The following is a 25140-nucleotide window of genomic DNA, read 5'->3' on the forward strand; positions in this document are numbered from 1 at the left end:
TTCTCTATTTGCTGTTGAGAGCGTTGTTGGCTAACCGTCTTAAGCGGCCTTGACCAAGGGAATGACAACGGCTGAACAAGCCTTCTACCCTTGACGAATCCGCAGATTACGCAGATGGACGCAGATTATTCCAAGAGATAAGCAAATCTATACCATTATCGGCGCGGCAATGACGGTTCATTTCCAATCCTCTAGTCGGAGTAAGCAACTCAAGACTTTCTACTTGGTGTCGGGAAGCTGCAACATAAATACTTGTTCTTAAATCTGCGTCCATCTGCGTAATCTGCGGATTTATGGATTGCCACGGAGACCCGTGAACCCAGGTGAAAATTCTTTGGGATTCAAGGGGCTCCACCAGTCTCTGCCCCATTATTTCCACAAAGGCGTAAGCTTAAGGAGTTTTTCGATTAAGCTGATTTAAAGGTGATTTTATGGCTGCTGATAATTTCACGATAAGAACAATGACACGTGACGACCTCAATATCGCTGTGAATTGGGCAGCAGCAGAGGGATGGAACCCCGGGCTATACGATGCCGATACCTACTATACCGCTGACCCGAGCGGTTTTTTTATTGGTGAAATCGGTAACAAGCCTGTGGCCACCATTTCTGCCGTCAAATATGGGGGCAGGTTTGGTTTTTTGGGCTTTTTCATCGTCAGCCCGGCATATCGTGGCAATGGATATGGACGCCAAATATGGCACACAGCTATCGATTATCTTGGCGGCATGAACATCGGGCTGGATGGCGTGGTCGCCCAACAGGAAAATTACAAAAAATTCGGCTTCAAGCTGGCCCACCGTAATATGCGCTATGAAGGACTCAGCGGCGGCGAGCTTCCGGACAATGTCAATCTTGTAAAGCTGGCTGATTTGCCTTTTGACATTGTGGCGAGCTATGACAGAGCATTCTTCCCTGCCGATCGTTCAACTTTTATCGAACACTGGATTAACCAGCCTGAAAGCCAGGCTTTAGGCATCATGCAAGATGACCAACTTACTGCCTATGGGGTGATTCGTAAATGCCTGCGCGGCTATAAAATCGGTCCGTTGTTTGCTGATACGCCTGAGCTCGCCGAACAGCTTTTTCTGGCATTAAAGGCCAGTGTCACACCAGCAGAGCCGGTTTATCTGGATGTACCGGCAATCAACACGCAAGCTGTCGCTTTGGCTCAGCGTCACCATATGACCATCATGTTCGAAACCGCACGAATGTATACGATGGAACTGCCGGATATCTCATTAAACCGGACATTTGGTGTAACTTCTTTTGAGTTGGGCTAAGCTGCAAAAGTTAATTACAAAGAGAGCTTGAAGGAAACGCTTTAAACCGTGAAAAATATGCCACTTATCATCTATGGCACTGCCTGGAAAAAAGAACGCACAACGGAGCTGGTCTTAACCGCTTTTAATGCCGGGTTTCGTGGCTTCGATACGGCCTGCCAGCCTAAGCATTACGCGGAGCCGCTGGTAGGGGAAGCTTTGAAAACCTTGCATGATCAAGGTGTCGCCCGCGCCGATTATTACCTGCAGACCAAGTTCACGCCCCTGTCCGGCCAGGATCCCAAGCGGGTTCCTTACGATCCCACTGCACCGATTGCCACTCAAGTGGCCCAGTCGTTCGCCTGTTCACAACAAAACCTGCATAGCGATTATGTCGATAGTCTGATATTGCACTCGCCTTTGGATACTTACCCCCGAACACTGATGGCCTGGCACGCCATGGAACAGATTCAACAGCAAGGCGGTGCCCAACAGCTGGGGATCAGCAATTGTTATCAACTGGACACTGTGAAGGCGTTATATGCCGACGCCGAGATCAAGCCGACAATCTTGCAAAACCGCTTTGTGCAGGAGACGAACTATGACGCTGAGCTGCGTGCCTGGTGTCGTGAGCATAGCATCACTTATCAAAGCTTCTGGACGCTTACCGCCAATCCCCATATCCTGCATCACCCCACCATGGCGTCACTGGCCCAGCAGCATAAAGCAACGCCGGAACAGATTCTGTTTTGTTACCTGGGTCAAATAGATATCGTGCCGCTGACAGGTACGACTTCTGTGCAACATATGCAACAGGATCTCGCCAGTTTTGATATCAACTTGTCAGCCACAGAGCTAGATGCATTAGCGGCATTATTCCACCACTAAGAACCTGTCTACGCCATCACTTATAGAATTTCAGGCATCAACAATTGGTTAAATAATGCTCAAGTCAGCCCGGAATCAGCCGATACCTGGATATCACTCACGCAACGAGGCCAAACCAATGTCAGTGTCATTTCAACCTTTTGGTCAAACAGTCAGTTCTCTCGCCAAAGACCCTGCCAACAAGAGTGATGGCCCCTTCGGGCAAACAATCTCGGCGATGGCTCACGAGAAAAAAAGCACGACTAGTGAATTCAACAAATCCATCCTCGATGTTTCGCTGCGTCTTAGCGAAAGCCGCGGCGATGGGGCACTGTCGTTGCTCTACAAAACCGCTCTGGAAGGCATTAATGAACAGTTGCAAAGCGAATTCGGCAGTGATGCGATTCAGGGCGCTTTTTTCCAGGACACAGATGTTTCCCCCGACGCGACCGCCGAGCGTATTGTGCAGGCCGGCACCGGTTTTTTTAATTCTTATTACGCCAGTCATCAGGATCTGACGCTTGAAGAAGCACTGACCTCGTTTGCACAAGTCATCAGTAACGGGATTGATCAGGGGTTTAGCGAAGCCCGCGAGATTCTCAACAACTTGCAAGTACTGAAAGGCACTGTCGCCACCAATATCGACCACACTTACGATCTGGTTCAACAAGGCCTGCAAGCCTTTGTCAAAAACTACAGCACTAACCAGCAAGCCTGATAAGTTTTTATCCATTGCCCAAGAGCAACCGCGGCGCTCCGTTGCGGTTGCATCACTATCCCTATCCATGTAAAACAATCCCTATCAGCTTCTAAGTGGTCGAGCAGAGAGATATCTTGCTCCGCTCTCTCGTTCGGCACCACTCAAAACAAGGGTCGTGAATAAAACGGAGAGGCGAACACATGAGCCCGTTGAAGCGCATCACCTTGACCTTCACTTTGCTGCCAATCCTGCTCGGCGGCGGCTGCAGTGACGAGGATACGACAGGTGCCGTCACCACTATTGAGGTGTGGGCGCATGCGGGCCAGCAAAGCGAGCGCCGAACCCTGGGAGCTCAGGTGGCCCGCTTCAACGCGCAGCAAGCAGGAACGTTTCGGATTGAACTTACCCTCATTCCTGAAGGCAGCTATAACGATCAAGTGCAGGCCGCAGCAGTAGCCGGCGAATTACCGGATCTGCTCGAATTCGACGGACCGTTTCTTTACACCTACGCCTGGCAAGGGCGGCTTCGAACCCTTGACGACCTGTTATCACAGTCACTCCTCGACGATCTGCTCCCATCCATTCTTGAACAGGGGCGCTACCACGACCGCCTTTGGGCAGTAGGCACTTTCGATTCCGGCCTTGGCCTCTATGCCGACCGCCGGACTTTACAGGAAGTTGGCGCCCGTATCCCCAGTCTCGATGCTCCCTGGAGCATCGATGAGTTTGACGCATTGATTGAACAGTTGGCAGCAACAGATCCCGACGCGCAGGTGCTCGACCTCAAGCTCAACTACGCCGGCGAGTGGTACACCTATGCCATGTCGCCGCTGCTGCAGTCCGCCGGCGGAGATCTTATCGACCGAGATGCGCAGCAGGCCGCCGGAATACTTGACGGCCCTGCTTCGATCGCCGCCATGACGACTATTCAGAACTGGATAAAAAAGGGCCGGATCGATCCCAACATCGACGATGCCGCCTTCACCAGCGGCCGGGTGGCATTGGCATTGGGCGGCCACTGGAACTATCCCCGCTACCACGACAAGTTGGGCGATAACCTGTTGCTGCTGCCACTGCCAGACTTCGGTGAAGGCCCCAAAAGCGGGCAAGGATCCTGGTGCTGGGCCATGACTGCCGACAGCCGCCATCCCAACGAGGCAGCCGCGTTTCTCAGCTTCCTGCTCAAAACCGACGAAGTGCTTGCCATGAGCGAGGCTAATAGCGCCGTTCCCGCCAGTTATCGTGCCATCGCCCGCTCTCCCCGTTACCGCGAGGGTGGCGTGCTGCGCCTTTTCGTCGAGCAGTTGCAGCAGGGCTACAGTGTGCCGCGTCCGCAAACTCCCGCCTATCCGGTCATCACCGCCGAGTTCCAGAAAGTGGTGGTTCGTATCCGCGCCGGTGCCTCGGTACAGCAATCGCTAACGACAGCAGCGAAGGAGATCGACCGCGAGATAGCGGATAACCGCGGCTATCCGCTGGTCGGCCGCGCCAAAGAGGAAGTGGAGCGATGAAACAGCGTTTCGGCGATCAAACCGGCGTCGGCCTGTTGTTAGCTGCACCGGCCCTGCTCGGCCTGATGCTGTTTGTACTGTTGCCGTTCCTGCTGGCACTGCTGCTTGCCTTCACCAATTTGCGTCTCGGCTCACCGCTGCCACTGGAATATGTCGGTTTGGAGCAGTTTCGCCGGATATTTACTGATCCAGCCTTTCTCCACGCCCTGGGCAACAACTTGCTGTTCGCAGCGATCGTGGTGCCGCTGCAAACGGCGCTGGCGCTGGGACTGGCTTTGTTGCTCAACCACAGGCTGAAAGGAACCGCTCTGTTCCGCACCTTGTTTTTCATGCCGGTGGTGTTTCCGATGTCACTGGTGGCAGTGGTCTGGGTACTGATCTACGCGCCCGGTCCGGACGGTATGCTCAACGCCTTTCTCAATCAACTCAGCTTCGGCTACTGGCAGCCTCGCGATTTTTTGCGCGACGAGCAGTTGGCATTGCCGGCCATCATGCTGCTCTCCATCTGGCAGGGCGCCGGCTTCCAGATGGTGATCCTGCTCGCCGGACTGCAGGCGATCCCGGGCGAACTTTTTGAAGCGGCAGCACTGGACGGTGCCGGACGCTGGCAGCGCTTTCGTCACATCACGCTGCCGCAACTGCGCAACCCGCTTATCTTCGTCATGCTGTTCACCACAATACTCGCCTTCCGCCTGTTCGATCAGGTGCAGATCATGACCCGCGGCGGCCCCGACAACGTCACCACCACGGTAATGTACGAGACCGTGCAGGCGCTGTTCACCCGCCAGGAGGTAGCCCGCGCCAGTGCCATGACCGTGGTGTTTTTCCTGCTGGTACTGATAGTCACGCTACTGCAGCGCTGGCTGCTACGGCAAGAGCGGGAGGTTAAATGAAATATTGGTTACAGCGCAGCTTCAACTATCTGTTTCTCACCCTCGCAGCACTGCTGTTCCTGGCGCCGGTGGTGATGATGCTGGTCGGCAGCCTCAAGCCGGATCAGCAGGTATTCGTGGAAGCCGGCTCGCTGAGCGCCTTTATCCCCGGCGAGGCTTCGCTGGACAATTATGCCGACGTCTTTGCCCGCAGTGACTTCCTGCGCTTTCTGTTCAATTCCCTGTTCATCACCGGCACCATCGTTATCGCCGGTCTGCTCGTCAACTCACTGGCCGCCTATGCCTTTGCCCGCCTGCAGTGGCGCGGGCGTGATTTGCTGTTCAACCTGGTGCTGGCACTGATGATCCTGCCGCTGGAAGCGATCGCCGTGCCACTATTCTACCAGGTGGCCGTGCTCGGCCTGCGCGATACCTACACGGCCCAGATCCTGCCGTTTATCGCTAATACCTTTGCCATCTATCTGTTCTACTCCTTCTTTATCGGCCTGCCGCGGGAACTGGAGGAAGCGGCGCGACTGGACGGCGCATCGACCTTGCGCATCTTCTTCAGCATCATTGTGCCCAACTCGAAACCGGTGTTCGCCAGTGTGACCATCCTGACCTTCCTGCTCTGGTGGGGTTCCTACCTATGGCCGCTGATGGTCACTATCGGCCCCGAAGTGCGGCCGTTGCCGGTAGCCATTGCCAGTTTCTACACCCTGCCGCCGCTCCAGTGGGGTGACATCCTCGCTTTCGGCGTGATGATGGTATCGCCGGTACTGCTGATCTTCCTGCTGTTCCAGCGCTGGTTCGTCCGCGGCGTGGCGGCATCGGCAATCAAGGGATAACGCTATGGCCGAGGTCATATTTGAAAAAGTAAGCAAATCCTTTGACGGCGGTGAGCAGGTCATTGACTCCCTGGATCTGACGGTTAAGGACGGAGAACTGATGGTGCTGGTGGGCCCTTCCGGTTGCGGCAAGTCAACCGTGCTGCGCATGGTGGCAGGACTGGAATCGGTCAGTACCGGCTTCATCCGCATCGGGGGGCAAGTCGTCAATAACCTGCCACCACAACAGCGTAAGGTTGCGATGGTATTCCAGAATTACGCGCTCTACCCGCATATGACGGTGCAGCAAAACCTTGCCTTTCCATTGAAAATGCAGAAACTTCCGCCTGCCGAAATCGAAAAGCGTGTGCAGGAAACAGCGGCGCGGCTCGATCTCAGCAAACAATTGGAGCGCCGTCCCAAGGCGCTGTCAGGCGGTCAGCAGCAGCGGGTCGCCATGGGCCGCGCCATCATCCGCGATGCCGATTTGTTCCTGATGGACGAACCGCTTTCTAACCTCGACGCCAAGCTGCGAGTGCAGATCCGCAGCGATATCGCCGCCCTGCAGGCCCGCCTCGGCATCACCACCCTTTATGTCACGCACGATCAGACCGAGGCAATGACTCTGGGCCAACGGGTCGCGGTGATGCGAGATGGCAAACTCCAGCAGGTCGCAGCGCCGCATACACTCTACACCTCACCCGCCAACATCTTCGTCGCCGGTTTCATCGGCAGCCCCGGCATGAACATCATGCGCGCGGCACTGGAACAGGAAGGTGATAAACATTATCTGCGGCTGGGCGGGCAGCGCCTGATGCTGAACAAGACGGTTGTCGAGCGCCATTCCGGCCTAACCGTCTACCCACACGCTGAGCTGCTCACCGGCATCCGTCCCGAACACCTCAGCCTCACCGACAAGACCGGACCTGACACGTTCGCCGTCATCACCAACACTACCGAGTCCCTCGGCCACGAAACCATTCTTTACGCAGACAGTGAGGTCGCAACCCTCGTCACTGACACCCGCCCGCCGGGCCCACAAGGGCGTCTGGTCAGCGTGCTTTCCGGGCACCGCCCGCTTGGCCGCGGCGATCCCATCCATCTGCTTCCCGACCTTGATCGGCTGCATCTTTTCGGTCTAGACGGTAACAGCCTGGCCTGAGTCAAAACTATCCCCTACGGTTACATCACTATCCAGGTAAAACAATCCATAGCTTATTAGCAGCAGTCGTGCAGAAGGTAATACCGTGTTCTGCGACACTTTATCTCTCAAGGAAGAAAATTAGGTGGCCAATCAAATCTACAACGCTCAACGGTGAGCAGTCCATGTCACGCTGAAAACGGTTCGTGGCCCGGTCCGGGGCCAGCTTCCATTTGATTGTCACCGATGTGGGTTTTCTCGATATCACCAGTCAGGGTCAGAGGTCGTTGATCTTACGGTGGCGACCGGAAGTAGCAATAATGCCTGAAGGACAGACTAACTCAACCGCTCTGCTCGCATATGATCCAGCCGGTTGTGATACAGCGGTAACAGGATTTCGAAGGTACTGCTGACACCTACCGTACTTTCCACCCTGATTTTACCGTTCATCATTTCAACAATATGCTTGGTGATACTCAGCCCTATGCCCGTTCCTTCGATGTGCGATTTTTCAGCGTTGAGACGTTGGAAAGGCTCGAATACCTCTTCAACGAATTCTGTAGGAATGCCCTTGCCGGTATCTGTGATGCTGAATAATGCGTGAGTGTCATCAAACTTATCGGATTTTATAATAACACTGCCACCCTCCCGGTTGTACTTGATCGCATTGGAAAGCAGGTTAAGCATGACCTGTTTAAAGCGCGTTACATCAACCTTGATCACAATACCTGGCGTGGTTTGCTTGATGACATCGACATTCCATTTTCGGGCCAATGGTTTAATCAGCTCAATAGACTCGTCGATTAGATGATCTGCCTCAACAGCTTCGAGCTTGAGGCTGAACTTGCCGGATTCAATCTTTGATAGATCCAATAATTCACTGATCAAGGTCAGCAGATGTTTGCCGGCCTTGACGATTTCCCTAGCGGAACCCCTGTCTTCAGCACCAAGCTTCGGAGCAGATTCCAGCAGTTGCCCAAAACCGAGAATGGCATTTAACGGTGTACGCAGTTCATGGCTCATATTGGCCAAAAACTGCGATTTAGCCTGATTAGCTGTTTCTGCCTTTTCTTTGGCAATGGTTAATTCGGCTTCAATGAGCCTTCGCCGCTTTATTTCCTGATTCAGCTTCCAGCCCCAAAATCCGAACATACCGGTCAACATTGTCGCGGCACCCAGGATTAGCAATATCAGTCGATAGTCGGTTTTATGTTCATAAGTCACCGCTACCCAATTTCTTGAGATAGCATTTTTTTCTTCATCGGTAATAGACTTCAACCCTTTTTCGATGATGGATCTTAACTGAGGCAAATTGTCGCTTACTGCCATGTGAATTGAGGATCCATAGGGTGTTTCATCTATGACTTTGATATTGCCGAAGCCTAAATTCCGGGCAACGTAATTGATGATAACCAGGTTACCGATATAGGCATCGACCTTGCCTGATATCAACGCTGCCAGCGCTTCATCTGCTATATCGACCCGATATAATTGAATTTCAGGATGATTTTTTTCGAGCAATCGGGACGCGGCGCCTGCTTTAAATACAGCGACTTTCCTGCCCTTCAGGTCTTGCAGGTTTTGGAGATCATTGGTTTCCTTTCGAACAAAGATGACGAAAGGCATTTTCATATAGGGATTTTCCAGGGCAATAAATTTAGACTTTGCCAGCGATTGAGGATTGGCCACTGCAGACAGCATGTCAGCCGTTTCTTTTTGTGGATCTTCGACTGAGTGTACAAATCTGAACTTGATCGAAAGTTTTTTCTCAAGCAGTTTCAGGTAGTCAACCGAAATGCCCCTGAACTTGTGATCTTCATTTAGAAACTCAACCGGTGCCCAGCCGTGACTAACAGCAACAGAAACTTCAGGATTTGCCTGTATCCAGTGACGCTCGTCAGCTGTCAACTCAATAGCTGATAGCTCAGCGCTGTTCTCGGCACAATAGGCGACGCTGACTTCAGCTACAAGCAAAATCAGAACAAAAAGCAAGGAATGTAAGACTTTATGACAACTGGGCATTGAAAATAGACTTTACCCCAAATCATGCATTATGCAACTTTTGTTTTACGTGTGATTTTCCTCTGTTTTTAATACTGCCGACTGCAAGATGACTATCGAAATTCAGCGAAATAGAATTGTGTTCTTTTTGCCAGCATAACCAGTGACAACATCACCGGCACTTCCACCAGCACGCCGACCACAGTCGCCAAAGCGGCACCCGAATGCAGGCCGAACAGGCTGATCGCAACGGCCACCGCCAGCTCGAAAAAGTTGGAGGTGCCAATCAAAGCAGCTGGCGCAGCCACATTAAACGGCACCCGCCATAAGAATGCCCAGCCATAAGCCACCACAAAGATGCCGTAGCTTTGGATCAGCAGCGGAATCGCAATCAAGGCGATCACCAGCGGTTTATCGAGAATCGTCTCTGCCTGAAAACCGAACAGCAGCACCACGGTCGCCAGCAAGCCCATGATCGAATAGGGTTTTATCTTGTCTGTAAACTCGACTATTTGGTGATGCTCGGTATTGTTATTCAGTTTTTTGCGGGTGATATAACCGGCAACCAGCGGAATCACAACATATAACACTACGGACAGGAGCAGGGTTTCCCACGGCACAATAATATTAGTCATGCCCAGCAGTAATGCTGCAATCGGGGCAAAGGCAAATACCATGATGATGTCGTTAATCGACACCTGTACCAAGGTGTAGTTGGCATCGCCTTTGACCAGTTGGCTCCAGACAAACACCATCGCCGTACATGGCGCCACACCGAGCAGAATCATACCTGCGATATATTCCTTGGCTGTTTGCGGCTCAACCAGACCGGCAAACAGATATTCAAAAAACAATATGCCTATCGCCGCCATCGTGAACGGTTTAATCAGCCAGTTCACCACCAGCGTCAGACATAAACCTTTTGGTTTTTTGCCGACATCCTTCAAGGATGCAAAATCGACATTGACCATCATCGGGTAAATCATCAGCCAGATAAACACCGCCACCACCAGGTTAACGCTGGCATATTCAATCCCGGCAATCATTTCAAACAAGCCGGGAAATACCCAGCCCAGACTGACACCGGTCACGATACACAGGCCGACCCAGACAGTCAGATAACGCTCGAAAAAACCTATAGGTGCTGGTGTTTCAACTGCTTCAGCTATGCTCATGCCAACTCCTGTTCAATGCGTGATTTCAGCATTTGAAAGGCTTGGTCAAATGCCTGATCAATCTCTGCCGCGCTGCCCTGGACTTTACTCGGATCGGGCGTACTCCAATGCAGTTTGCGGTATTGCCCTGGAAAAACCGGGCATGCTTCGTTGGCCGCCTGATCACATACCGTAATCACATAATCAAACGGCTGACCCGCAAACTCATCCCACGATTTACTGCGTGGCTTACCGGCATCAATACCATGACGCTGTAACGTTTCAATCGACTTGGGGTGCACAAAACCTGCCGGAAAACTACCGGCACTGACAGCTTGGTATTCCCCCTGTTTCAGATGATTGATCAAGGCCTCCGCCATCACCGAGCGACAAGAATTGCCCGAGCACAATATCAGTACTTTTTTCATTAACCACAACATCCCGTGTTGGTATCAGACGGTTCACAACACGCCGTATTATCAACCACTAACGGCACACAACAGGCACTGTCCTGTGACGCTTCTTTAGCAGAAAACATCTGGGCTTCGCCCATGGTTTGGTAAGCTTCCCAGGCAATGCCGGCCGGATCCAGAACCCAGGATTTATCCGATTCGGCATAACAGCAAACCGTTTCACCCTCATCAATTACCTTAATATCAGCCGCATTGATACGTTCTCGAATTTCATCCAGTTCAACATCGCTATCAACCTGAAAACCGAGGTGGTCAACACCTTTTTTGCCAGCGCGGGTTGAAATCGCGAAGTTGATACGCGGATCATCCAGCATCCACTTGGCATAATCTGGCATGGTCTTGGCCGGTTCGGCACCAAACAAAGCCGTGTAAAACTTGACGCTCTGGGCGATATCCTCAACGCCAACATGTATATGCATTCTTTTCATTTTCAGCCCCTCTTATTTCTGAGTTTTATCACTGCAACAACCGGTCAGCTCGATTATCGAACAGCCACTAACGGCATCTTCACGAATAGTCGCCATGTCCTGACTGCAACAGTCCTTCACCATAAAACCAATCAGCTCGCGCATTTCGTCAAAATTGGCGGCATAAATGACAGACCGCCCCACTTTGCGCGAAGTCACTATGCCCGCATTAAATAAATGATTGAGATGAAATGACATCGTGTTATGCGGCGTACTCAACTGCTCGCTGATGGCACCGGCAGGCAGTCCTTCCGGCCCCGCCGCCACCAGCAATCTGAATGCCCTCAGCCGCGTTTCCTGTGACAGGGCATCAAAAATAATAATCGCTTGTTGTATTTCCATACGTCTAGAATAATGGACATATTATTTATGTCAACAATTATCGACATATTAAATATTCAACCTATCGGGATCTGAATTTGGTTTGTCCGTTTATTCGAAGACAGATTGGTAAAACACTTGAAATTTAGCTGATTTAATTTAACGATAGCCTCTTCCACACCGTCAGCGAGGCAAGGGATGAACCTGGCACTGCAACCCGGTTTGAAATATCAGCACCGGTTCACCGTACCGGTTTCTAAAACGGTGGCAGCCTTGTATCCCGAAGCTGAAGAATTTATCGCAATGCCCGCCGTATTTGCCACCGGCTTTCTGGTCGGTTTTCTCGAGTGGACCTGTATTAAAGCTATCAACCCCTATATCGATTGGCCACGGGAACAAACTCTCGGCACCCATATCGATATCAGTCATGAAGCTGCTACGCCTGTCGGGCTGGAAGTCACAGCCACGGTAGAGCTGATTGAAATGGATGGACGCAGGTTGGTTTTTGCAGTTGAAGCCCACGATGGCATAGATCTGATTGCCAAAGGTGTGCATGAACGCTTTATCATCGAACGCAGCCGGTTTGACCAGAAAATCATGCAAAAACAACTGGCTAAATAAGGCTAAAATCCGCACATAATCAACCAATACAAGGTTGTCCCGCCAACAAAAGTGAAGCGCCGTTCGGACAGCAGATCTCAACGCAGGCTTTTTAATACTTATTACGCCTGCCATGAAGACATGAGTGTTGAAGAAGCACTGCAATCCTTTGTGGCAGTGATTGGCAGCGGTATTAATCATGGGTTTGCTGAAGCCCGCGATATCCCCAATGATTTACAGGTTTTGGAAGGCGTTATCGCCAGCAATATTGATTAAACCTACGACCTTGTTCAGCAAGGTTTACAAACCTTTTTGGAAAACTACAGCGCGCTTCAGGCATCCTGAAGCCGGCATTCCGGGCCTGCTGTCCTCTTGATTTATGGGTATAAGCTTTCCACCAGCCATTTATAAAGTGCTGCCTGCATGACGAAAGCCCGTACTTTATTTTTATCCTTATTTACATTTAGGTTGACGCCCGCAGCAACAAGCTATGCAATATAATTAATGACAACTGCAAACAAGGAGCAACGCCATGGACAAGACCTTAGTCATCGGCGCTCACGGTCAGATCGGCAAACTGCTGATTAAACTGATGACGCAGCAGCACCTGCCTGTTAAAGCGATGGTCCGTCGCCCCGAACAAAAAGCCGAAATGGAAAAGCTCGGTGCTGAAGCCGTTATCGGCGATCTGGAACAAGACCTGCCTGACGAAGCCTTTGCAGACTGCGATAAAGTGGTGTTTACCGCAGGTTCCGGTGGCAAAACCGGTGCCGATAAAACCATTCTGGTTGATCTGTGGGGTGCCTGCAAAGCCGTCGACAAAGCCAAACAACACCATATCAAACAGTTTGTGATGGTCAGCTCGCGTGATGCCGGTGATCCGGAACAGGGCACACCTGCGATCAAGCACTACAACATCTGCAAACATTTTGCCGACAAACACCTGCTGGAGAGCGGCCTGCACTACACCATCCTGCGCCCAGGCCGCCTTACTGATGAACCGGCCACCGGCCTTATCACCACTAAGCGACCGACCAATAAAGACGAACAAATCATTTCCAGATCGGATGTAGCAGCCTGTATTGTGCAATGTCTGGATCACTCAGAAGCGATTAATCAACTTGATGAAATCTATCAGGGCGATATACCTATTAAAGAAGCTTTTATCAGAGCTATCAAAGGCAGGCTGGGTTAAGAAAGCAAAACCCTGCACTAACAACACAAGGACATAACCAAGCTATGGATAATACCGATAAATTAGCGGTGCTCATTGATGCCGATAATGCCCAGCCCAGCATTGTGGATGATCTGCTGGCAGAAATCGCCAATTACGGCGTCGCCAGCGTTAAGCGGATCTATGGCGACTGGACTTTACCCGGCCTTAAAGGTTGGAAGGAGGTGCTGCTGGAACATTCTATCCAGCCGATTCAGCAATTCGCCTACACCAAGGGCAAAAACGCCACCGACAGTGCCATGATTATCGATGCCATGGACTTGCTCTACACCGGTAATTTCAATGGCTTCTGCATTGTTTCCAGTGATAGCGATTTTACCAAACTGGCATCGCGCATCAGGGAATCAGGGCTGACTGTATATGGCTTTGGCGAACAAAAAACGCCTTCCCCTTTCGTCTCAGCCTGCGACAAGTTCATCTATACCGAAGTGCTTCGCGCTAAAACGGATGAAAGCCAGGCCATAGAAAGAAAATCCAGCACGGAATTGCGGCAGGATACCAAACTGGTCAGCCTGTTACGCAACGCTATCGATGCTTCCTCAGATGAAAGCGGCTGGTCACAACTCGGCCCGGTCGGCAGCACTATTGCCAAACAAGCGCCCGAGTTTGACCCACGCAATTACGGCTACAAAAAATTGGGCGAATTAGTATTGGCGACAAAACTGTTTGAAGTGGAAGAAAGGCAAATAGGTGACTCGAACACAAAAGTTCTCTACGTAAGAGATAAACGCAGGAAATAAACATACGCCTTGGTCATTCATGAATGAATATCTGGATACGCTCTACCAAACCGACTCCCGCCAGATTCTGGCAACGTTGATTCGGCTATTAGGGGATTTTGAGCTGGCAGAAGAAGCCATGCACGAGGCTTTTGCAGTGGCATTAACTAAATGGCCGGAACAAGGCATACCCGATAATCCTCGGGCCTGGCTGATTTCCACCGGGCGTTTTAAAGCCATCGATCAGCTCAGAAAACAAGCACGTTTTGATCATTCTCTGGACACGGTAGCCGATGAACTGGCCGCTGAAGAACCCGAAGTTAATGATGAGAATATTGAAGATGACCGGCTGCGTCTGATCTTTACCTGCTGTCACCCGGCGTTGTCGGTGGAGGCGCAACTGGCGTTGACCTTGCGTGAAGTCTGCGGCATGACCACAGAAGAAGTCGCCCATGCCTTTCTGATCAAACCGGCCACGGTGGCGCAGCGCATTGTACGGGCCAAGAACAAGATCCGTGATGCCGGTATTCCCTATGAAGTGCCCGAGCCATCCCAATTTGCAGAACGTTTGCAAGCTGTGTTGCAGGTGATTTACCTGGTGTTCAACGAGGGTTATTCCGCTTCCAGCGGCGAAGCACTGACCCGCCATGATTTATCAGCCGAAGCGATTCGCCTGGCCCGGCTGTTAATGCAGTTATTGCCGGAAGCTGAAGTGCAGGGTTTGCTGGCTTTATTATTGTTACAGGATTCACGCCGCACTGCCCGCACCGATCAAAACGGCGATTTGATTGTATTGGAAGATCAGGACCGCAGCCTGTGGAACCGGGAGCAGATTCGCGAAGGCTGCGATTTGGTGCTGCAGGCCCTTTCCAGCCATCAGTTCGGACCGTTTACCTTGCAGGCGGCCATTGCCGCCGTACATGCAGAAGCACCTTCATCTGAAAAAACCGACTGGCCGCAGATCGCCGGTTTATATAGCGCCTTGATGCAACACACACCTTCCCCCATTGTCGCATTGAACCACGCCGTAGCGCTTGCTATGTATCAGGGACCGGAAGTCGGCTTGCAACTGATTGATGAACTTTTATCACGAGGCGAATTACAAAATTATCATCTGATTTATGCTGCCCGTGCCGATTTATGTCGCCGCCTGAATCGCCTTGATGAGGCCCGCGACGCTTACAAACTGGCACTCAAGCTGACGCAACAGGGAGCCGAGCAGCGTTATCTGCAACATCGTATTGAAGAATTAGCCGATAAATCATAATGTTATAAAAAATTAATTTTTTTCGTCCCTCCTGTCGATTTTGCTGTTCCCCGTTCGACTATTTAAAGCCAACCACTTAGATAAGGAGAACATTATGGACGCAAAAACAAGCATTCAAACTCAACTCGAAGCCTGGGCCCAGGCTGTTATCTCCCAGGACGTCGAACAAATCATGAGCCACTATGCCGACCAGGTCCGCGCCTTTGATGCCGTCGGTCCGCTAGAATTCTCCGATCGTGACAGCTACAAGGCGCACTGGCAGAAATGCTTGTCCGGTTGCAGCCTGACCGCTTTCGAAGTCTCGGCTGTGGAAACTGAAGTCAATGACAATCTTGCAGTCTGCAGTTTTCTCAACCGCTGCGGTGGCAAGGATGAAAACGGCGAAGAAAAAGCCTGCTGGATGCGCGTCACGCAAGTGTATAAAAACCAGGATGGGCGCTGGCTGATCATTCATGAACACTTCTCACTGCCGTTCGATATGAACACCTGCGAAATTCAGTTCGATCTGCAACCGTAATAGAGGAGCCGATGATGAAATTTATGATTATGCGGAAAGCGGACAGCAACACTGAAGCCGGTGTGATGCCGACTAACGAGCAATTGTCCGATATGGCTGACTACAATACCGCCATGGCCGAGGCCGGGGTATTTGTGACCGGTGAAGGCCTTAAACCCAGCAAAAAAGGTTTCCGTATCAAATTTACCGATGGCAAGCCTGTTATCAGCGACGGCCCGTTTACCGAAACCAAGGAATTATTGGCCGGTTACACCATTATCGAAACCGGCTCCAAACAAGAAGCTTTGGACTGGGTCAAACGCTGGCCGGAAACCGATGTCGAATTGGAAATGCGCGAGGTATTCGAACTCAGTGACTTTGACGAAGGCGAAGGCCTGCAAAAGCACGTTGATTTGAATGAGACGCTGAAAAAACGCCCGGTTTCGATGTGTAACTACCTATTGTTCAACGGCAACTGCCGCGAAGCCTTCGAGTTTTACGCCGACCTGCTGGGCGGCGAAATTATGATGCTGCTGACCGGCGGCGAGTCGCCGATGAAGGACGACATGCCCGCCGAGATGCATGACAAAGTGATGCATGTCTGCCTTAAAGTCGGTAACTGGATGCTGATGGGATCGGACTGTCCGCCGGACATGTTTGAACAGCCACAGGGTTTTCATGTGCAGATCGGCATGAATAACATCGAACAGGCCGAACAAACCTTTGACCGGCTGGCTGAAGGCGGCACGATACAGATGCCTTTCGAAAAAACATTCTGGGCTGAAAGATTCGGCATAGTGGTCGATCGTTTCGGCACGCCGTGGATGATTAACTGCGCCCAGTGTATTTAGGGGAGAAACGATGAAATATCTGGCTCTGGTGTTTTACCAGGAAAAAATCATGAACGGCATGTCGCAGCAGCAATGGGACAACTTGAACCAGGAATGCATGGCCTGCGGCGACAAGCTACGCGATAACGGCCATATGTTGGGCGGTAATGCCTTACAGTCGGTCGACACCGCGACCACCGTGCGGGTCCGCGACGGCAAACTGACGGTCACTGACGGCCCGTTTGCCGAAACCAAGGAACAGCTGGCCGGTTATTATCTGCTGGAAGCCCGCGATATCAACGAAGCGATACAACTGGCGGGCAATATTCCGCCCGCCCGTTATGGCAGCATCGAAATACGCCCGGTCAGGGAACTGCAGGAAATCGGCAATATCGCCGGTGGACGAGGTGGCTGAGATGCAAAAAATTACCCCGTGTTTATGGTTCGATAATCATGCCGAACAGGCTGTCGACTTTTACCTGTCGGTATTTAACGATAGCCGCATTATCAGTCAGATGTATTACGGCGAGGTCGGTCCCGGCCCGGACGGCTCGGTATTGTCAATTGATTTTCAGCTGGAAGGTCAGGACTTTATCGCCCTAAACGGCGGTCCTTATTTCGAGTTCAATCCGGCCATTTCGCTGTTTGTAAACTGCGAGACACAGGATGAAATTGACCGGCTTTGGGCTGCACTGCTGACCGGCGGTGGCAAAACCCAACAATGCGGCTGGGTACAGGATCAGTTTGGCGTATCCTGGCAGATTGTACCTACCGTTCTCGGTGAGATGCTGCGAGACAGCGATAAAGCGCGATCGCAACGGGTCATGGCCGTATTGTTGCAGATGAACAAACTAGATATTGCAGCTTTAAAACAAGCATATGGTTAGGATCTGTTGACGTTTCATCTTCAGGTAATTGATAAATTAGTCTCAAGCTACAATGCTTATGATTACGGTTGTGACTGGGAAAAAGAATGTTTGGAAAATCAATAATACCGATCCTGGCTTTATGCTTATTTGTGACAGGCTGTACCAGCTTGGCCAACAAAGGCTCCCCCTATCAGGAACAGCAAAACAGGGAAATCAAGGCCCTGTCAGATCTGGAAGTGGCAGGCTATTTAACCGGCAAGGGCATGGGTTACGCTAAAGCTGCCGAGCTCAATAATTACCCCGGCCCGCGCCATGTGCTGGATCTGGCAAATGAACTTAATCTAAGCCAGGAGCAAACCCGACAGAGCCGGGCCTTGTTGGATGATACGCAAACGCATGCGGGCCAACTCGGAGAACAGCTGGTAGCCAAAGAACGGGAACTCAATCAGCTGTTTGCCGACAGCATGATAGATGACGATAACCTGGCCCGCCTGCTGACCGAGATCAGCATTTTGCAGACCAAAATCCGTTATGTACACCTGCGTGCTCACCTGCAACAGAAAGCGGTACTCAATCAGCAGCAGTTGCAACGCTATCAACAATTGCGCGGTTATGACAGGCAACAGCCAAACCAACCTCATCATATGCATTGAATAAATGGGAAAACCTAGCCGCTGTAATGGGGTCGAATGAATAACAGCCTTATTTGTCACTTCTCCCTATATGAGCCTGATGCCTAAGCATTTCCAGCTTCCCATCCTTGCTGTTACCGGTTTAGTGTTGTTCAAACCGGCATTTGCCGAGAATGTTGTCGACACTTCATCAGTGCTGACAACCGCCAGCCATAGCGATGTAATACTGCTTATCATATTTGTATCACTGGCCTTGGTGGTGTCATTTCTGTGTTCGATAGCAGAGGCGGTGTTGCTGAGCATAACGCCTTCGTATATCGAGGATCTGAAATCGAAACACCCCAAACTTGCAACCCTGCTAAAAAGACTGAAACAGGATAATGTGGATCAATCTCTGGCCGCGATTTTAACCTTGAACACCATTGCCCATACCGTCGGTGCGCTTGGTGCCGGCGCCAAAGCCACAGTGGTTTTCGGCAGTGCCTGGTTCGGTGTCTTTTCCGCTGTGATGACGTTGATGATCCTGTTTTTGTCGGAAATCATTCCCAAAACTATCGGCGCCGTTTATTGGTCGCGGCTGGTCAGGCCGACCGCGTATTTTGTTTATATGCTGACCATACTGCTGTTCCCGATTGTCTGGCTGTCGGAGAAACTCACCCGACTGTTTGCTCAGGACCAGAAACTGCACTTTTTCAGCCGTGACGAGCTGGTTGCAATGGCCAGAGTCGGCGAACAAAGCGGCCATATCCACAATAGGGAAACACGGGCTATCCGTAATCTGCTGCGCTTCGAGTCGTTGAAAATCGTCGATATCATGACCCCGCGCACTGTTATTACCGCCCTGCCCGAAGACATGGCCATCAAGGACGCGTTGCGTGAAGTGACTCAGTCGCCGTTTTCGCGTCTGCCGGTTTATCAAACCGATATCGATGATATCTGTGGTTTTGTACTTAAGGATGATATCTTGCTGGGCAAGGCTCAGGGGCCTGGTGAACAGAAGCTCAAATCACTGAAACGTGATATCCATACCGTGCCCGCGTCGGCATCACTATCCTCTTTACTGGAGCGCCTGCTCAAAGACCACCAGCATATCGCTGTTGTGGTCGATGAATATGGCGGTACCATCGGTTTAGTCACACTTGAAGATTTAGTGGAAACGTTAACCGGCATGGAAATCATGGACGAAACCGACAGCGTCGAAGATATGCGCGCTTTAGCTCGCAAACAATGGATAGAACGTGCCCAAAAGCTGGGGTTGGACACGAACACCATAGAACGAAAACAGAGCCGAGGGGCAATATCATCAGAAACCGATCCTCAACAACATTAGGGGCTGTTGAATAATTCTCTATCATTATTAAGAAAGTAACTCAAACAGTCAGAATAGGCTCATGAAAACAAAATTAATGATTATTTTGGTCTGCCTGCTCATGCTGCTCCCCATAGCGGCAAACTGGCATATCCAAAACAAAAAAACAGAAGCCGGATATCAACAACTGAAACAACAGGTGCTCGATGACTTGCTGATACTTAACCGAATCTTGATCGGATTTAAACTCGATACCGGCCGCTACCCGACTGACGAGGAAGGGGTGCTGGTATTAATTGCTGATAATGGCTACCCCAAGCCAGCCGGAGTTTCTGCGAACGGGTATCTGAAAGGTATAGCTAAAGATCCCTGGGGCAATCCCTATCACTATACAACCACCCCCAGGCCGCATTTCTTTTCCTATGGCGCCGATGGCAAACAAGGCGGCACAGGCCCGAACAGCGATATTTATCCAGAATAATATTTCTGCTGTATAGGCAGCACACCCAATCTCCTTGCGCAGGCTTCGCCACACCTTACATCTATAATTCATTATCAAAACAGGCTATTATTCAGTGGACCTGAAAGAAAGTGGACTTTCGATAAGGGATGAACGGATATGCTCAGGAGTACGGCACAGCTCACAGCAATTATCGACTCGGTTCCCACCGCCATTGTGATGGTTGATAACCAGGGACACATTGAGTTCATCAATGCGCAAACTGAACGTCTGTTCGGATATCAAGCCAACGAATTGTTGGGCGAGACGATTGAAATCCTGGTGCCTCACCGCTTCCGTGGCAATCATCCAGCCTTGCGCAACCAGTTCACGAATAATCCGGTAGCCCGCCCAATGGGCGCAGGCCGTGATCTTTATGGCCTGCGCAAAGACGGCAGCGAATTCCCCATTGAAATCGGCCTCAACCCGATCAGCACCGAGGAAGGTCTATTTATTGTCAGCGCGATTGTTGATATTTCCGAACGCAAACGTCTGGAAGCACGTTTCCGGGCCACCATCGAGTCAGCACCGACCGCTATGGTCATGATCGATCAAACCGGCACTATTGTATTGATCAATCATGAACTGGAAAGGCTGTTTGGTTACAGCCGCGATGAATTGTTGACACAGAAAATAGAGATATTGATACCACAACGCTACCGCGCCGCACATCCAGGTCTACGCACCCAATATTTTGTCGCACCGGCAGCACGCCGCATGGGCGCCGGACGTGATTTATCGGGGGTGCGTAAAGATGGCAGCGAATTTCCGGTTGAAATCGGCCTCAGCCCCGTCAATACTGACGAAGGCCTATTTGTCATAGGCACCATTGTCGACATCAGTGAACGAACCCGGCAGGCTAACGAGACCCTGCAACGCCTGAATGAAAACCTGGAACGTAGCAACATCGAGTTACAGCGTTTTGCCTATATTGCCTCCCACGATCTGCAAACCCCGATGCGCAGCATAGTTGGCTTTATACAACTGCTGCAGTCAACTTATGCCGACAAGCTGGATGACAAAGCCAATGACTGGATCGACCGGGTTGTCAATGCTACCAAACATCTGCAAACTCTGGTTCAGGATCTGCTCACCTATTCCCGCGTAGACTCCCAGGCCAGCCCTTTCGGGCTTATCAGTATGACTGAGGTTTTTGATCGGGCTGTCGCCCTGGTCGATACATCGATAACAGAATCAGAGGCCGAAATCAGTCATGATGATTTACCAGACGTCATGGGAGACGATTCCCAGCTGGTTCAACTCCTACAAAACCTGATCTGTAATGCCATTGTTTATCGCGGTAAAAAAATGCCTCGCATTCATATCTCGGCAGAATACAACAGCAATGAATGGATTTTTGCGGTACAAGACAACGGAATAGGTATTCATCCCAAACATCAACAACGGATTTTCGAAATTTTCCAACGTCTGCATGAGCCGCAGGAATACCCCGGCACCGGCATCGGCCTCACAATTTGTCGCCGTATCGTGCATCGCCATGGCGGTAGAATGTGGGTCGAATCAGAACCTGAAAAAGGCAGTACTTTTTATTTCACTATCGCCAATATCAGGGAGGCGTAAAAATGACTACAACACAAATATCAAATGGCCGACTTGCAGAAGTGCTGCTGGTCGAAGATAACCCCAATGATGTCGAACTCACCCGAATCGGTTTCCGACGAGCGAAATTTTCTGTCAACCTGCACCATGTCGCCAATGGCGAAGAATGCATGAAATTTTTATTTAAGGAAGACGAGTATGCGGATAAGCCAAGCCCGGATCTGATCCTGCTCGACTTGAATATGCCGAGGATGAACGGGCACGAAGTACTGGAAGAAATCAACCGGCATGAAGAGCTAAAACATCTGCCTGTTGTCATCCTGACTTCATCACAAGCAGAAAAAGATATTTTGGCATCATACAAACTGCGTTGTAATGCCTATATGGTCAAACCGGTCGACTTCGAACAATTCACCAAAGTGATAGATAGCCTGAGCGACTACTGGTTTACCCTGGTTGTGCTGCCTTCGCACACTCCTCCGCAAATGACCTGACAACAGGGGAAACGGCTATGCCAATCGATCAGAAAATTGATTATATCGAACTTCCCGGCAGCGACTTTGATGCACTGGAGCAATTTTACTCAAACACATTTGGCTGGTCATTTACTGATTACGGCCCTGAATACCGCGCCTTCAGTGATGATAAGCTTGATGGTGGTTTTTTCAAATCAACGCTGAAATCCCGCAGCGAAAATGGTGCTGCACTGATCATCTTATTTGCTATCGATCTTGAAGCAACACGTGAACAGGTCTTGAAAAACGGGGGCACTATTGCCAAAGACATCTTTGCCTTCCCCGGCGGACGACGTTTTCACTTTTTCGACCCGCACGGTAATGAACTGGCTGTCTGGTCCGATCATTGATAATGAGCCGCCACACGCACTCCGCTTATGTGATAAATCTGAACTTTGAACATGGCTATTACCCATTTATCCGCAGATTCTCTCAAGTTAAGAAAAGTAGCATTGCATTATTGGAAGGGGCAGCAAACCCCACGCCACCCGTTTGTATAGAATAAGTCTGGACTGTTTTAACAAGTTATTTGAACCGTTTTTTTTACTGCTTTCATGTCTCAACCCGACCTGCCCGAATTTCCATTATAATCGGCGTCCATCTGCGTAATTTGCGGATAAAAATGTTATTACGTGCAGCTAGAGTTAATAACGTTTTACCAATATTTCTCAATACTGATTTGGCCGGGATCACGCCGGCTATGTTTTTTCATACCCCGCTCAGCAATCAAGGTATCCATCGTCTCCTGCACCATATCCGGATTACCGCATAACATGACCTGACTATCTTCAGCATTGAAACGGAGTCCGGTTCTCTCTTCCAGCCGGCCATCAAGAATCGCCTGAGGAATCCTGCCGGACAAGGCGAAGTTACACTGCTCACGGCTGACAAAAGGCACATAAATGAACTGATCACCATGCTCGGCCAATACTTGCCGAATCGTATCCTGATAAGTCAATTCACTCTCTTCCCTTACCGCATGTACCAGCACCACTTTTTCGAACAACTGCCACGGCTGCTCGGTTTTGATAATGGATAAAAACGGTCCGATACCGGTACCAGTAGACAGCAGATGCAAATGTCTGGCCGGCGGCAAATGATCCAAGATTAACAGGCCAGCTGCCCGGGGCGCGACGAGTACTTCATCGCCCGGTTTCATATGGGCAAGCGGCATTGACAGTTTTCCGTCTAGTACTTCGATAAAATAAAAATCTAATGGCTGTTCGCCGGGGGCATTGACCAACGAAAAGGGTCTACTGACTAGTTCACCATCTATTTCGATAGCCAGACGGGTAAACTGCCCTGCCTTGAATGCAGGAAAATCTGCCTGAACCCGTAACGAATGCAGACTATCATTCCATTGCTTGTTCTCAACTACCTGCCCCTTAATCCACTTAGTCATTCAGCCTCCTTATTTCATAGCGTATTTACCGTTGTTACGCACATGTTACTATCAGAATGGCCTCTATTGTTGTTTCAAGATGATATTGTCGGTTTCAACGTCCATGGCTATGATGCAGCTATTGCAGAGGACTACGGCCATTCGCAGCGAGCGGTGCCTTGTCCTGAGCTGACAGACCAACTGAACGAGCACTAATACGACTCTGAGAGAATTGATATGAAATATAAAGGAAGCTGCCACTGCGGCAATATTCAGTTTGAAGTCGAGGGTGATCTGGACAGCGCGTTCGCCTGCAATTGCTCTATTTGTTCGCGTAAGGGCACGTTATTATGGTTTGTACCGCATACACAATTTCATTTGCTCACACCGGAACAAAACATCAGCACCTATACCTTTAACAAAAAGGTAATTCAGCACCGATTCTGTCCAACCTGCGGCATCCATCCGTTTGAAGAAGGTTCGGATAAAGACGGTAAGCAGACGGCTGCCATTAATATTCGTTGCCTCGACGATATCGATTTGAACAGTATTACCGTCAAACACTTCAACGGCCACGCCTTATAACGCGCAGAAAGACACCCAAACAATGAACAATATCAGCATATATCCCGCTCAAGCAGAAGATATCTCAGCAATCAGTCATTTGTTGACGATATTGTTCGAACAAGAAGCCGATTTCAAACCGGATATACACCGCCAGCAACAGGCGGTTGCGATGATTATCGACAATCCCGAATCGGGCCACTTTCTGGTGATGAAACAACACGGTACAGTTATCGGCACCGTAAACCTGCTTTACCTGACTTCCACCGCGATGGGCGGCAAAGCCGCGATACTGGAAGATATGGTGATCCATCCTGACTGGCGGGCGATGGGGCTGGGCAAGCAACTCTTACAACGGGCAGTTGAACATGCCCGTCAGCAAGGCTGTCTGCGCCTGACTTTGCTGACCGACAGCGATAACAAAAAGGCCCAAACGCTGTATCAAAACTGTGGCTTTCACCTGTCAAAGATGGTACCAATGAGATTAGAGTTTTAAATAAATTCAGTGGATTGAAAACATGAAAACCAGTATCTATATTGCGACCAGTGTAGATGGTTTTATCGCCAGGGAAAATGGCGAACTTGACTGGCTGCCTACTCTGGAAGAAGCAATAAACAATGAAGATTACGGTTACCATGATTTCATCACTTCCGTAGATGCCCTGGTCATGGGGCGTAATACCTATGAGTCAGTCCGTGCTTTTGGTGCCTGGCCTTATGAGAAGAAACCGGTGTTTGTACTCACCAATCAGCCCATTGACATTCCGGACGAGCTGACCGGCATGATCGAGTCGCTGACAGCTTCACCGGAAGAAGTGATCCGGCAACTGAGCCAGCGCGGCTTTCACCATCTTTATATTGATGGTGGTAAAACTATTCAGAACTTTCTTATCGCTGGTTTAATCAATCAATTGATTATTACCCGGGTGCCCATCCTGATAGGCAGCGGTATCCCGCTGTTCGGCACATTGCCGGGCGATATCAAACTCCGCAATATCAAAACCAGGCATTTCAGCAACGGCTTGGTTCAGACTAACTACGAAGTGCTGCGTCCGGCACCGTGATACCG

General features: G+C 50.5%; 32 protein-coding genes. 26 read left to right on the forward strand and 6 right to left on the reverse strand.

Features of this window, described 5'->3' with window-relative positions:
* Nucleotides 1-431 precede the first annotated feature (431 nt).
* The 7 genes from OMP95_RS09120 (at nt 432) to OMP95_RS12505 (ending at nt 7201) form a co-directional block, all read left to right on the forward strand.
* Entirely contained in the window at nt 432-1283 is an 852-nt protein-coding gene (locus OMP95_RS09120) for a GNAT family N-acetyltransferase (protein WP_266328039.1), read from the forward strand.
* Between the two features lie 57 nt (nt 1284-1340).
* Nucleotides 1341-2150 carry an aldo/keto reductase family protein gene (locus tag OMP95_RS09125; RefSeq protein ID WP_266328141.1) on the forward strand — a complete coding sequence of 270 codons (810 nt, stop codon included), beginning with the start codon at nt 1341-1343 and terminating at the stop codon, nt 2148-2150.
* A 118-nt stretch (nt 2151-2268) separates the two neighbouring features.
* Nucleotides 2269-2847, forward strand: coding sequence for a DUF5610 domain-containing protein (locus OMP95_RS09130; RefSeq protein ID WP_266328041.1), 579 nt, complete (start codon nt 2269-2271; stop codon nt 2845-2847).
* A 182-nt stretch (nt 2848-3029) separates the two neighbouring features.
* On the forward strand, nt 3030-4340 hold the full coding sequence (locus OMP95_RS09135; protein ID WP_266328043.1) for an extracellular solute-binding protein: 1311 nt from the start codon (nt 3030-3032) through the stop codon (nt 4338-4340).
* Nucleotides 4337-5233: a carbohydrate ABC transporter permease gene (locus OMP95_RS09140; RefSeq protein ID WP_266328045.1), complete on the forward strand. Its 897-nt coding sequence runs from the start codon at nt 4337-4339 to the stop codon at nt 5231-5233. Before OMP95_RS09135 ends, OMP95_RS09140 begins: the two co-directional genes overlap by 4 nt.
* Nucleotides 5230-6060 (forward strand): carbohydrate ABC transporter permease, encoded by an 831-nt coding sequence (locus OMP95_RS09145; protein WP_266328047.1) that lies wholly within the window; start codon nt 5230-5232, stop codon nt 6058-6060. Before OMP95_RS09140 ends, OMP95_RS09145 begins: the two co-directional genes overlap by 4 nt.
* A 4-nt stretch (nt 6061-6064) precedes the next feature.
* Complete coding sequence (locus OMP95_RS12505; protein WP_323135123.1) at nt 6065-7201, forward strand: ABC transporter ATP-binding protein; 1137 nt, start codon at nt 6065-6067, stop codon at nt 7199-7201.
* A gap of 315 nt (nt 7202-7516) precedes the next feature.
* On the opposite strand, the gene OMP95_RS09160 is transcribed toward OMP95_RS12505, so the two are convergent.
* From OMP95_RS09160 to OMP95_RS09180, 5 genes are all read right to left on the reverse strand, one after another.
* Nucleotides 7517-9202: an ATP-binding protein gene (locus tag OMP95_RS09160; RefSeq protein WP_266328049.1), complete on the reverse strand. Its 1686-nt coding sequence runs from the start codon at nt 9200-9202 to the stop codon at nt 7517-7519.
* A gap of 92 nt (nt 9203-9294) precedes the next feature.
* A complete protein-coding gene (arsB, locus tag OMP95_RS09165) occupies nt 9295-10356 on the reverse strand; it encodes an ACR3 family arsenite efflux transporter (RefSeq protein ID WP_266328051.1) in 1062 nt (353 codons plus the stop codon).
* On the reverse strand, nt 10353-10763 hold the full coding sequence (locus tag OMP95_RS09170; RefSeq protein ID WP_266328053.1) for an arsenate reductase ArsC: 411 nt from the start codon (nt 10761-10763) through the stop codon (nt 10353-10355). The genes arsB and OMP95_RS09170 overlap by 4 nt, the downstream gene beginning before the upstream one ends.
* Nucleotides 10763-11236: an ArsI/CadI family heavy metal resistance metalloenzyme gene (locus tag OMP95_RS09175; RefSeq protein WP_266328055.1), complete on the reverse strand. Its 474-nt coding sequence runs from the start codon at nt 11234-11236 to the stop codon at nt 10763-10765. The genes OMP95_RS09170 and OMP95_RS09175 overlap by 1 nt, the downstream gene beginning before the upstream one ends.
* A gap of 12 nt (nt 11237-11248) precedes the next feature.
* The gene (locus OMP95_RS09180) at nt 11249-11617 is read right to left on the reverse strand and encodes an ArsR/SmtB family transcription factor (protein WP_266328057.1); all 369 of its coding nucleotides are present in this window, start codon (nt 11615-11617) and stop codon (nt 11249-11251) included.
* 177 nt (nt 11618-11794) lie between these two features.
* Here OMP95_RS09180 and OMP95_RS09185 point away from each other — a divergent pair, with 177 nt between their 5' ends.
* From OMP95_RS09185 to OMP95_RS09255, 15 genes are all read left to right on the forward strand, one after another.
* Nucleotides 11795-12217, forward strand: coding sequence for a thioesterase family protein (locus OMP95_RS09185; protein ID WP_266328059.1), 423 nt, complete (start codon nt 11795-11797; stop codon nt 12215-12217).
* 51 nt (nt 12218-12268) lie between these two features.
* The gene (locus tag OMP95_RS09190; RefSeq protein ID WP_416234644.1) at nt 12269-12472 is read left to right on the forward strand and encodes a DUF5610 domain-containing protein; all 204 of its coding nucleotides are present in this window, start codon (nt 12269-12271) and stop codon (nt 12470-12472) included.
* A 256-nt stretch (nt 12473-12728) separates the two neighbouring features.
* The gene (locus OMP95_RS09195) at nt 12729-13391 is read left to right on the forward strand and encodes an SDR family oxidoreductase (protein WP_266328063.1); all 663 of its coding nucleotides are present in this window, start codon (nt 12729-12731) and stop codon (nt 13389-13391) included.
* A gap of 44 nt (nt 13392-13435) precedes the next feature.
* Complete coding sequence (locus OMP95_RS09200) at nt 13436-14170, forward strand: NYN domain-containing protein (protein WP_266328065.1); 735 nt, start codon at nt 13436-13438, stop codon at nt 14168-14170.
* 19 nt (nt 14171-14189) lie between these two features.
* On the forward strand, nt 14190-15416 hold the full coding sequence (locus tag OMP95_RS09205; RefSeq protein WP_266328067.1) for an RNA polymerase sigma factor: 1227 nt from the start codon (nt 14190-14192) through the stop codon (nt 15414-15416).
* Between the two features lie 94 nt (nt 15417-15510).
* Nucleotides 15511-15933: a YybH family protein gene (locus OMP95_RS09210; protein ID WP_266328070.1), complete on the forward strand. Its 423-nt coding sequence runs from the start codon at nt 15511-15513 to the stop codon at nt 15931-15933.
* 14 nt (nt 15934-15947) lie between these two features.
* Nucleotides 15948-16763, forward strand: a complete 816-nt coding sequence (locus OMP95_RS09215; RefSeq protein WP_266328072.1) for a YciI family protein — start codon at nt 15948-15950, stop codon at nt 16761-16763.
* A 10-nt stretch (nt 16764-16773) separates the two neighbouring features.
* A complete protein-coding gene (locus OMP95_RS09220) occupies nt 16774-17157 on the forward strand; it encodes a YciI family protein (protein WP_266328074.1) in 384 nt (127 codons plus the stop codon).
* Nucleotide 17158: 1 nt separating this feature from the next.
* Complete coding sequence (locus OMP95_RS09225; RefSeq protein ID WP_266328076.1) at nt 17159-17629, forward strand: VOC family protein; 471 nt, start codon at nt 17159-17161, stop codon at nt 17627-17629.
* An 86-nt stretch (nt 17630-17715) separates the two neighbouring features.
* Nucleotides 17716-18264 (forward strand): Spy/CpxP family protein refolding chaperone, encoded by a 549-nt coding sequence (locus OMP95_RS09230; RefSeq protein WP_266328078.1) that lies wholly within the window; start codon nt 17716-17718, stop codon nt 18262-18264.
* Between the two features lie 79 nt (nt 18265-18343).
* Entirely contained in the window at nt 18344-19573 is a 1230-nt protein-coding gene (locus OMP95_RS09235) for a hemolysin family protein (RefSeq protein WP_266328080.1), read from the forward strand.
* A 61-nt stretch (nt 19574-19634) separates the two neighbouring features.
* The gene (locus tag OMP95_RS09240) at nt 19635-20033 is read left to right on the forward strand and encodes a type II secretion system protein GspG (protein WP_266328082.1); all 399 of its coding nucleotides are present in this window, start codon (nt 19635-19637) and stop codon (nt 20031-20033) included.
* Between the two features lie 138 nt (nt 20034-20171).
* Complete coding sequence (locus OMP95_RS09245) at nt 20172-21632, forward strand: sensor histidine kinase (protein ID WP_266328084.1); 1461 nt, start codon at nt 20172-20174, stop codon at nt 21630-21632.
* A gap of 2 nt (nt 21633-21634) precedes the next feature.
* A complete protein-coding gene (locus OMP95_RS09250; RefSeq protein ID WP_266328086.1) occupies nt 21635-22105 on the forward strand; it encodes a response regulator in 471 nt (156 codons plus the stop codon).
* Between the two features lie 17 nt (nt 22106-22122).
* Entirely contained in the window at nt 22123-22476 is a 354-nt protein-coding gene (locus tag OMP95_RS09255; RefSeq protein WP_266328088.1) for a VOC family protein, read from the forward strand.
* A 305-nt stretch (nt 22477-22781) separates the two neighbouring features.
* On the opposite strand, the gene OMP95_RS09260 is transcribed toward OMP95_RS09255, so the two are convergent.
* Nucleotides 22782-23528, reverse strand: coding sequence for a ferredoxin--NADP reductase (locus tag OMP95_RS09260; protein WP_266328090.1), 747 nt, complete (start codon nt 23526-23528; stop codon nt 22782-22784).
* A 42-nt stretch (nt 23529-23570) separates the two neighbouring features.
* Between OMP95_RS09260 and OMP95_RS09265 the strand changes: the two genes are divergently transcribed.
* From OMP95_RS09265 to OMP95_RS09280, 4 genes are read left to right on the forward strand one after another with little or no spacing between them, the layout of a single operon-like run.
* Nucleotides 23571-23723, forward strand: coding sequence for a hypothetical protein (locus tag OMP95_RS09265; RefSeq protein ID WP_266328092.1), 153 nt, complete (start codon nt 23571-23573; stop codon nt 23721-23723).
* 21 nt (nt 23724-23744) lie between these two features.
* Complete coding sequence (locus OMP95_RS09270; RefSeq protein WP_266328094.1) at nt 23745-24092, forward strand: GFA family protein; 348 nt, start codon at nt 23745-23747, stop codon at nt 24090-24092.
* A gap of 22 nt (nt 24093-24114) precedes the next feature.
* Complete coding sequence (locus tag OMP95_RS09275; protein WP_266328096.1) at nt 24115-24567, forward strand: GNAT family N-acetyltransferase; 453 nt, start codon at nt 24115-24117, stop codon at nt 24565-24567.
* Nucleotides 24568-24589: 22 nt separating this feature from the next.
* Nucleotides 24590-25135 carry a dihydrofolate reductase family protein gene (locus tag OMP95_RS09280; RefSeq protein ID WP_266328098.1) on the forward strand — a complete coding sequence of 182 codons (546 nt, stop codon included), beginning with the start codon at nt 24590-24592 and terminating at the stop codon, nt 25133-25135.
* Nucleotides 25136-25140 lie beyond the last annotated feature (5 nt).

It is taken from the genome of Methylophaga sp. OBS4 (genome assembly GCF_026319305.1).
Classification (GTDB): Bacteria; Pseudomonadota; Gammaproteobacteria; order Nitrosococcales; family Methylophagaceae; genus Methylophaga.

Coding starts and splice junctions, on each gene's coding strand:
- OMP95_RS09120 (WP_266328039.1), top strand. CDS start 432: ATGGCTGCTGATAATTTCACGATAAGAACAATGACACGTGACGACCTC.
- OMP95_RS09125 (WP_266328141.1), top strand. CDS start 1,341: ATGCCACTTATCATCTATGGCACTGCCTGGAAAAAAGAACGCACAACG.
- OMP95_RS09130 (WP_266328041.1), top strand. CDS start 2,269: ATGTCAGTGTCATTTCAACCTTTTGGTCAAACAGTCAGTTCTCTCGCC.
- OMP95_RS09135 (WP_266328043.1), top strand. CDS start 3,030: ATGAGCCCGTTGAAGCGCATCACCTTGACCTTCACTTTGCTGCCAATC.
- OMP95_RS09140 (WP_266328045.1), top strand. CDS start 4,337: ATGAAACAGCGTTTCGGCGATCAAACCGGCGTCGGCCTGTTGTTAGCT.
- OMP95_RS09145 (WP_266328047.1), top strand. CDS start 5,230: ATGAAATATTGGTTACAGCGCAGCTTCAACTATCTGTTTCTCACCCTC.
- OMP95_RS12505 (WP_323135123.1), top strand. CDS start 6,065: ATGGCCGAGGTCATATTTGAAAAAGTAAGCAAATCCTTTGACGGCGGT.
- OMP95_RS09160 (WP_266328049.1), bottom strand. CDS start 9,202: ATGCCCAGTTGTCATAAAGTCTTACATTCCTTGCTTTTTGTTCTGATT.
- arsB (WP_266328051.1), bottom strand. CDS start 10,356: ATGAGCATAGCTGAAGCAGTTGAAACACCAGCACCTATAGGTTTTTTC.
- OMP95_RS09170 (WP_266328053.1), bottom strand. CDS start 10,763: ATGAAAAAAGTACTGATATTGTGCTCGGGCAATTCTTGTCGCTCGGTG.
- OMP95_RS09175 (WP_266328055.1), bottom strand. CDS start 11,236: ATGAAAAGAATGCATATACATGTTGGCGTTGAGGATATCGCCCAGAGC.
- OMP95_RS09180 (WP_266328057.1), bottom strand. CDS start 11,617: ATGGAAATACAACAAGCGATTATTATTTTTGATGCCCTGTCACAGGAA.
- OMP95_RS09185 (WP_266328059.1), top strand. CDS start 11,795: ATGAACCTGGCACTGCAACCCGGTTTGAAATATCAGCACCGGTTCACC.
- OMP95_RS09195 (WP_266328063.1), top strand. CDS start 12,729: ATGGACAAGACCTTAGTCATCGGCGCTCACGGTCAGATCGGCAAACTG.
- OMP95_RS09200 (WP_266328065.1), top strand. CDS start 13,436: ATGGATAATACCGATAAATTAGCGGTGCTCATTGATGCCGATAATGCC.
- OMP95_RS09205 (WP_266328067.1), top strand. CDS start 14,190: ATGAATGAATATCTGGATACGCTCTACCAAACCGACTCCCGCCAGATT.
- OMP95_RS09210 (WP_266328070.1), top strand. CDS start 15,511: ATGGACGCAAAAACAAGCATTCAAACTCAACTCGAAGCCTGGGCCCAG.
- OMP95_RS09215 (WP_266328072.1), top strand. CDS start 15,948: ATGAAATTTATGATTATGCGGAAAGCGGACAGCAACACTGAAGCCGGT.
- OMP95_RS09220 (WP_266328074.1), top strand. CDS start 16,774: ATGAAATATCTGGCTCTGGTGTTTTACCAGGAAAAAATCATGAACGGC.
- OMP95_RS09225 (WP_266328076.1), top strand. CDS start 17,159: ATGCAAAAAATTACCCCGTGTTTATGGTTCGATAATCATGCCGAACAG.
- OMP95_RS09230 (WP_266328078.1), top strand. CDS start 17,716: ATGTTTGGAAAATCAATAATACCGATCCTGGCTTTATGCTTATTTGTG.
- OMP95_RS09235 (WP_266328080.1), top strand. CDS start 18,344: ATGCCTAAGCATTTCCAGCTTCCCATCCTTGCTGTTACCGGTTTAGTG.
- OMP95_RS09240 (WP_266328082.1), top strand. CDS start 19,635: ATGAAAACAAAATTAATGATTATTTTGGTCTGCCTGCTCATGCTGCTC.
- OMP95_RS09245 (WP_266328084.1), top strand. CDS start 20,172: ATGCTCAGGAGTACGGCACAGCTCACAGCAATTATCGACTCGGTTCCC.
- OMP95_RS09250 (WP_266328086.1), top strand. CDS start 21,635: ATGACTACAACACAAATATCAAATGGCCGACTTGCAGAAGTGCTGCTG.
- OMP95_RS09255 (WP_266328088.1), top strand. CDS start 22,123: ATGCCAATCGATCAGAAAATTGATTATATCGAACTTCCCGGCAGCGAC.
- OMP95_RS09260 (WP_266328090.1), bottom strand. CDS start 23,528: ATGACTAAGTGGATTAAGGGGCAGGTAGTTGAGAACAAGCAATGGAAT.
- OMP95_RS09265 (WP_266328092.1), top strand. CDS start 23,571: ATGTTACTATCAGAATGGCCTCTATTGTTGTTTCAAGATGATATTGTC.
- OMP95_RS09270 (WP_266328094.1), top strand. CDS start 23,745: ATGAAATATAAAGGAAGCTGCCACTGCGGCAATATTCAGTTTGAAGTC.
- OMP95_RS09275 (WP_266328096.1), top strand. CDS start 24,115: ATGAACAATATCAGCATATATCCCGCTCAAGCAGAAGATATCTCAGCA.
- OMP95_RS09280 (WP_266328098.1), top strand. CDS start 24,590: ATGAAAACCAGTATCTATATTGCGACCAGTGTAGATGGTTTTATCGCC.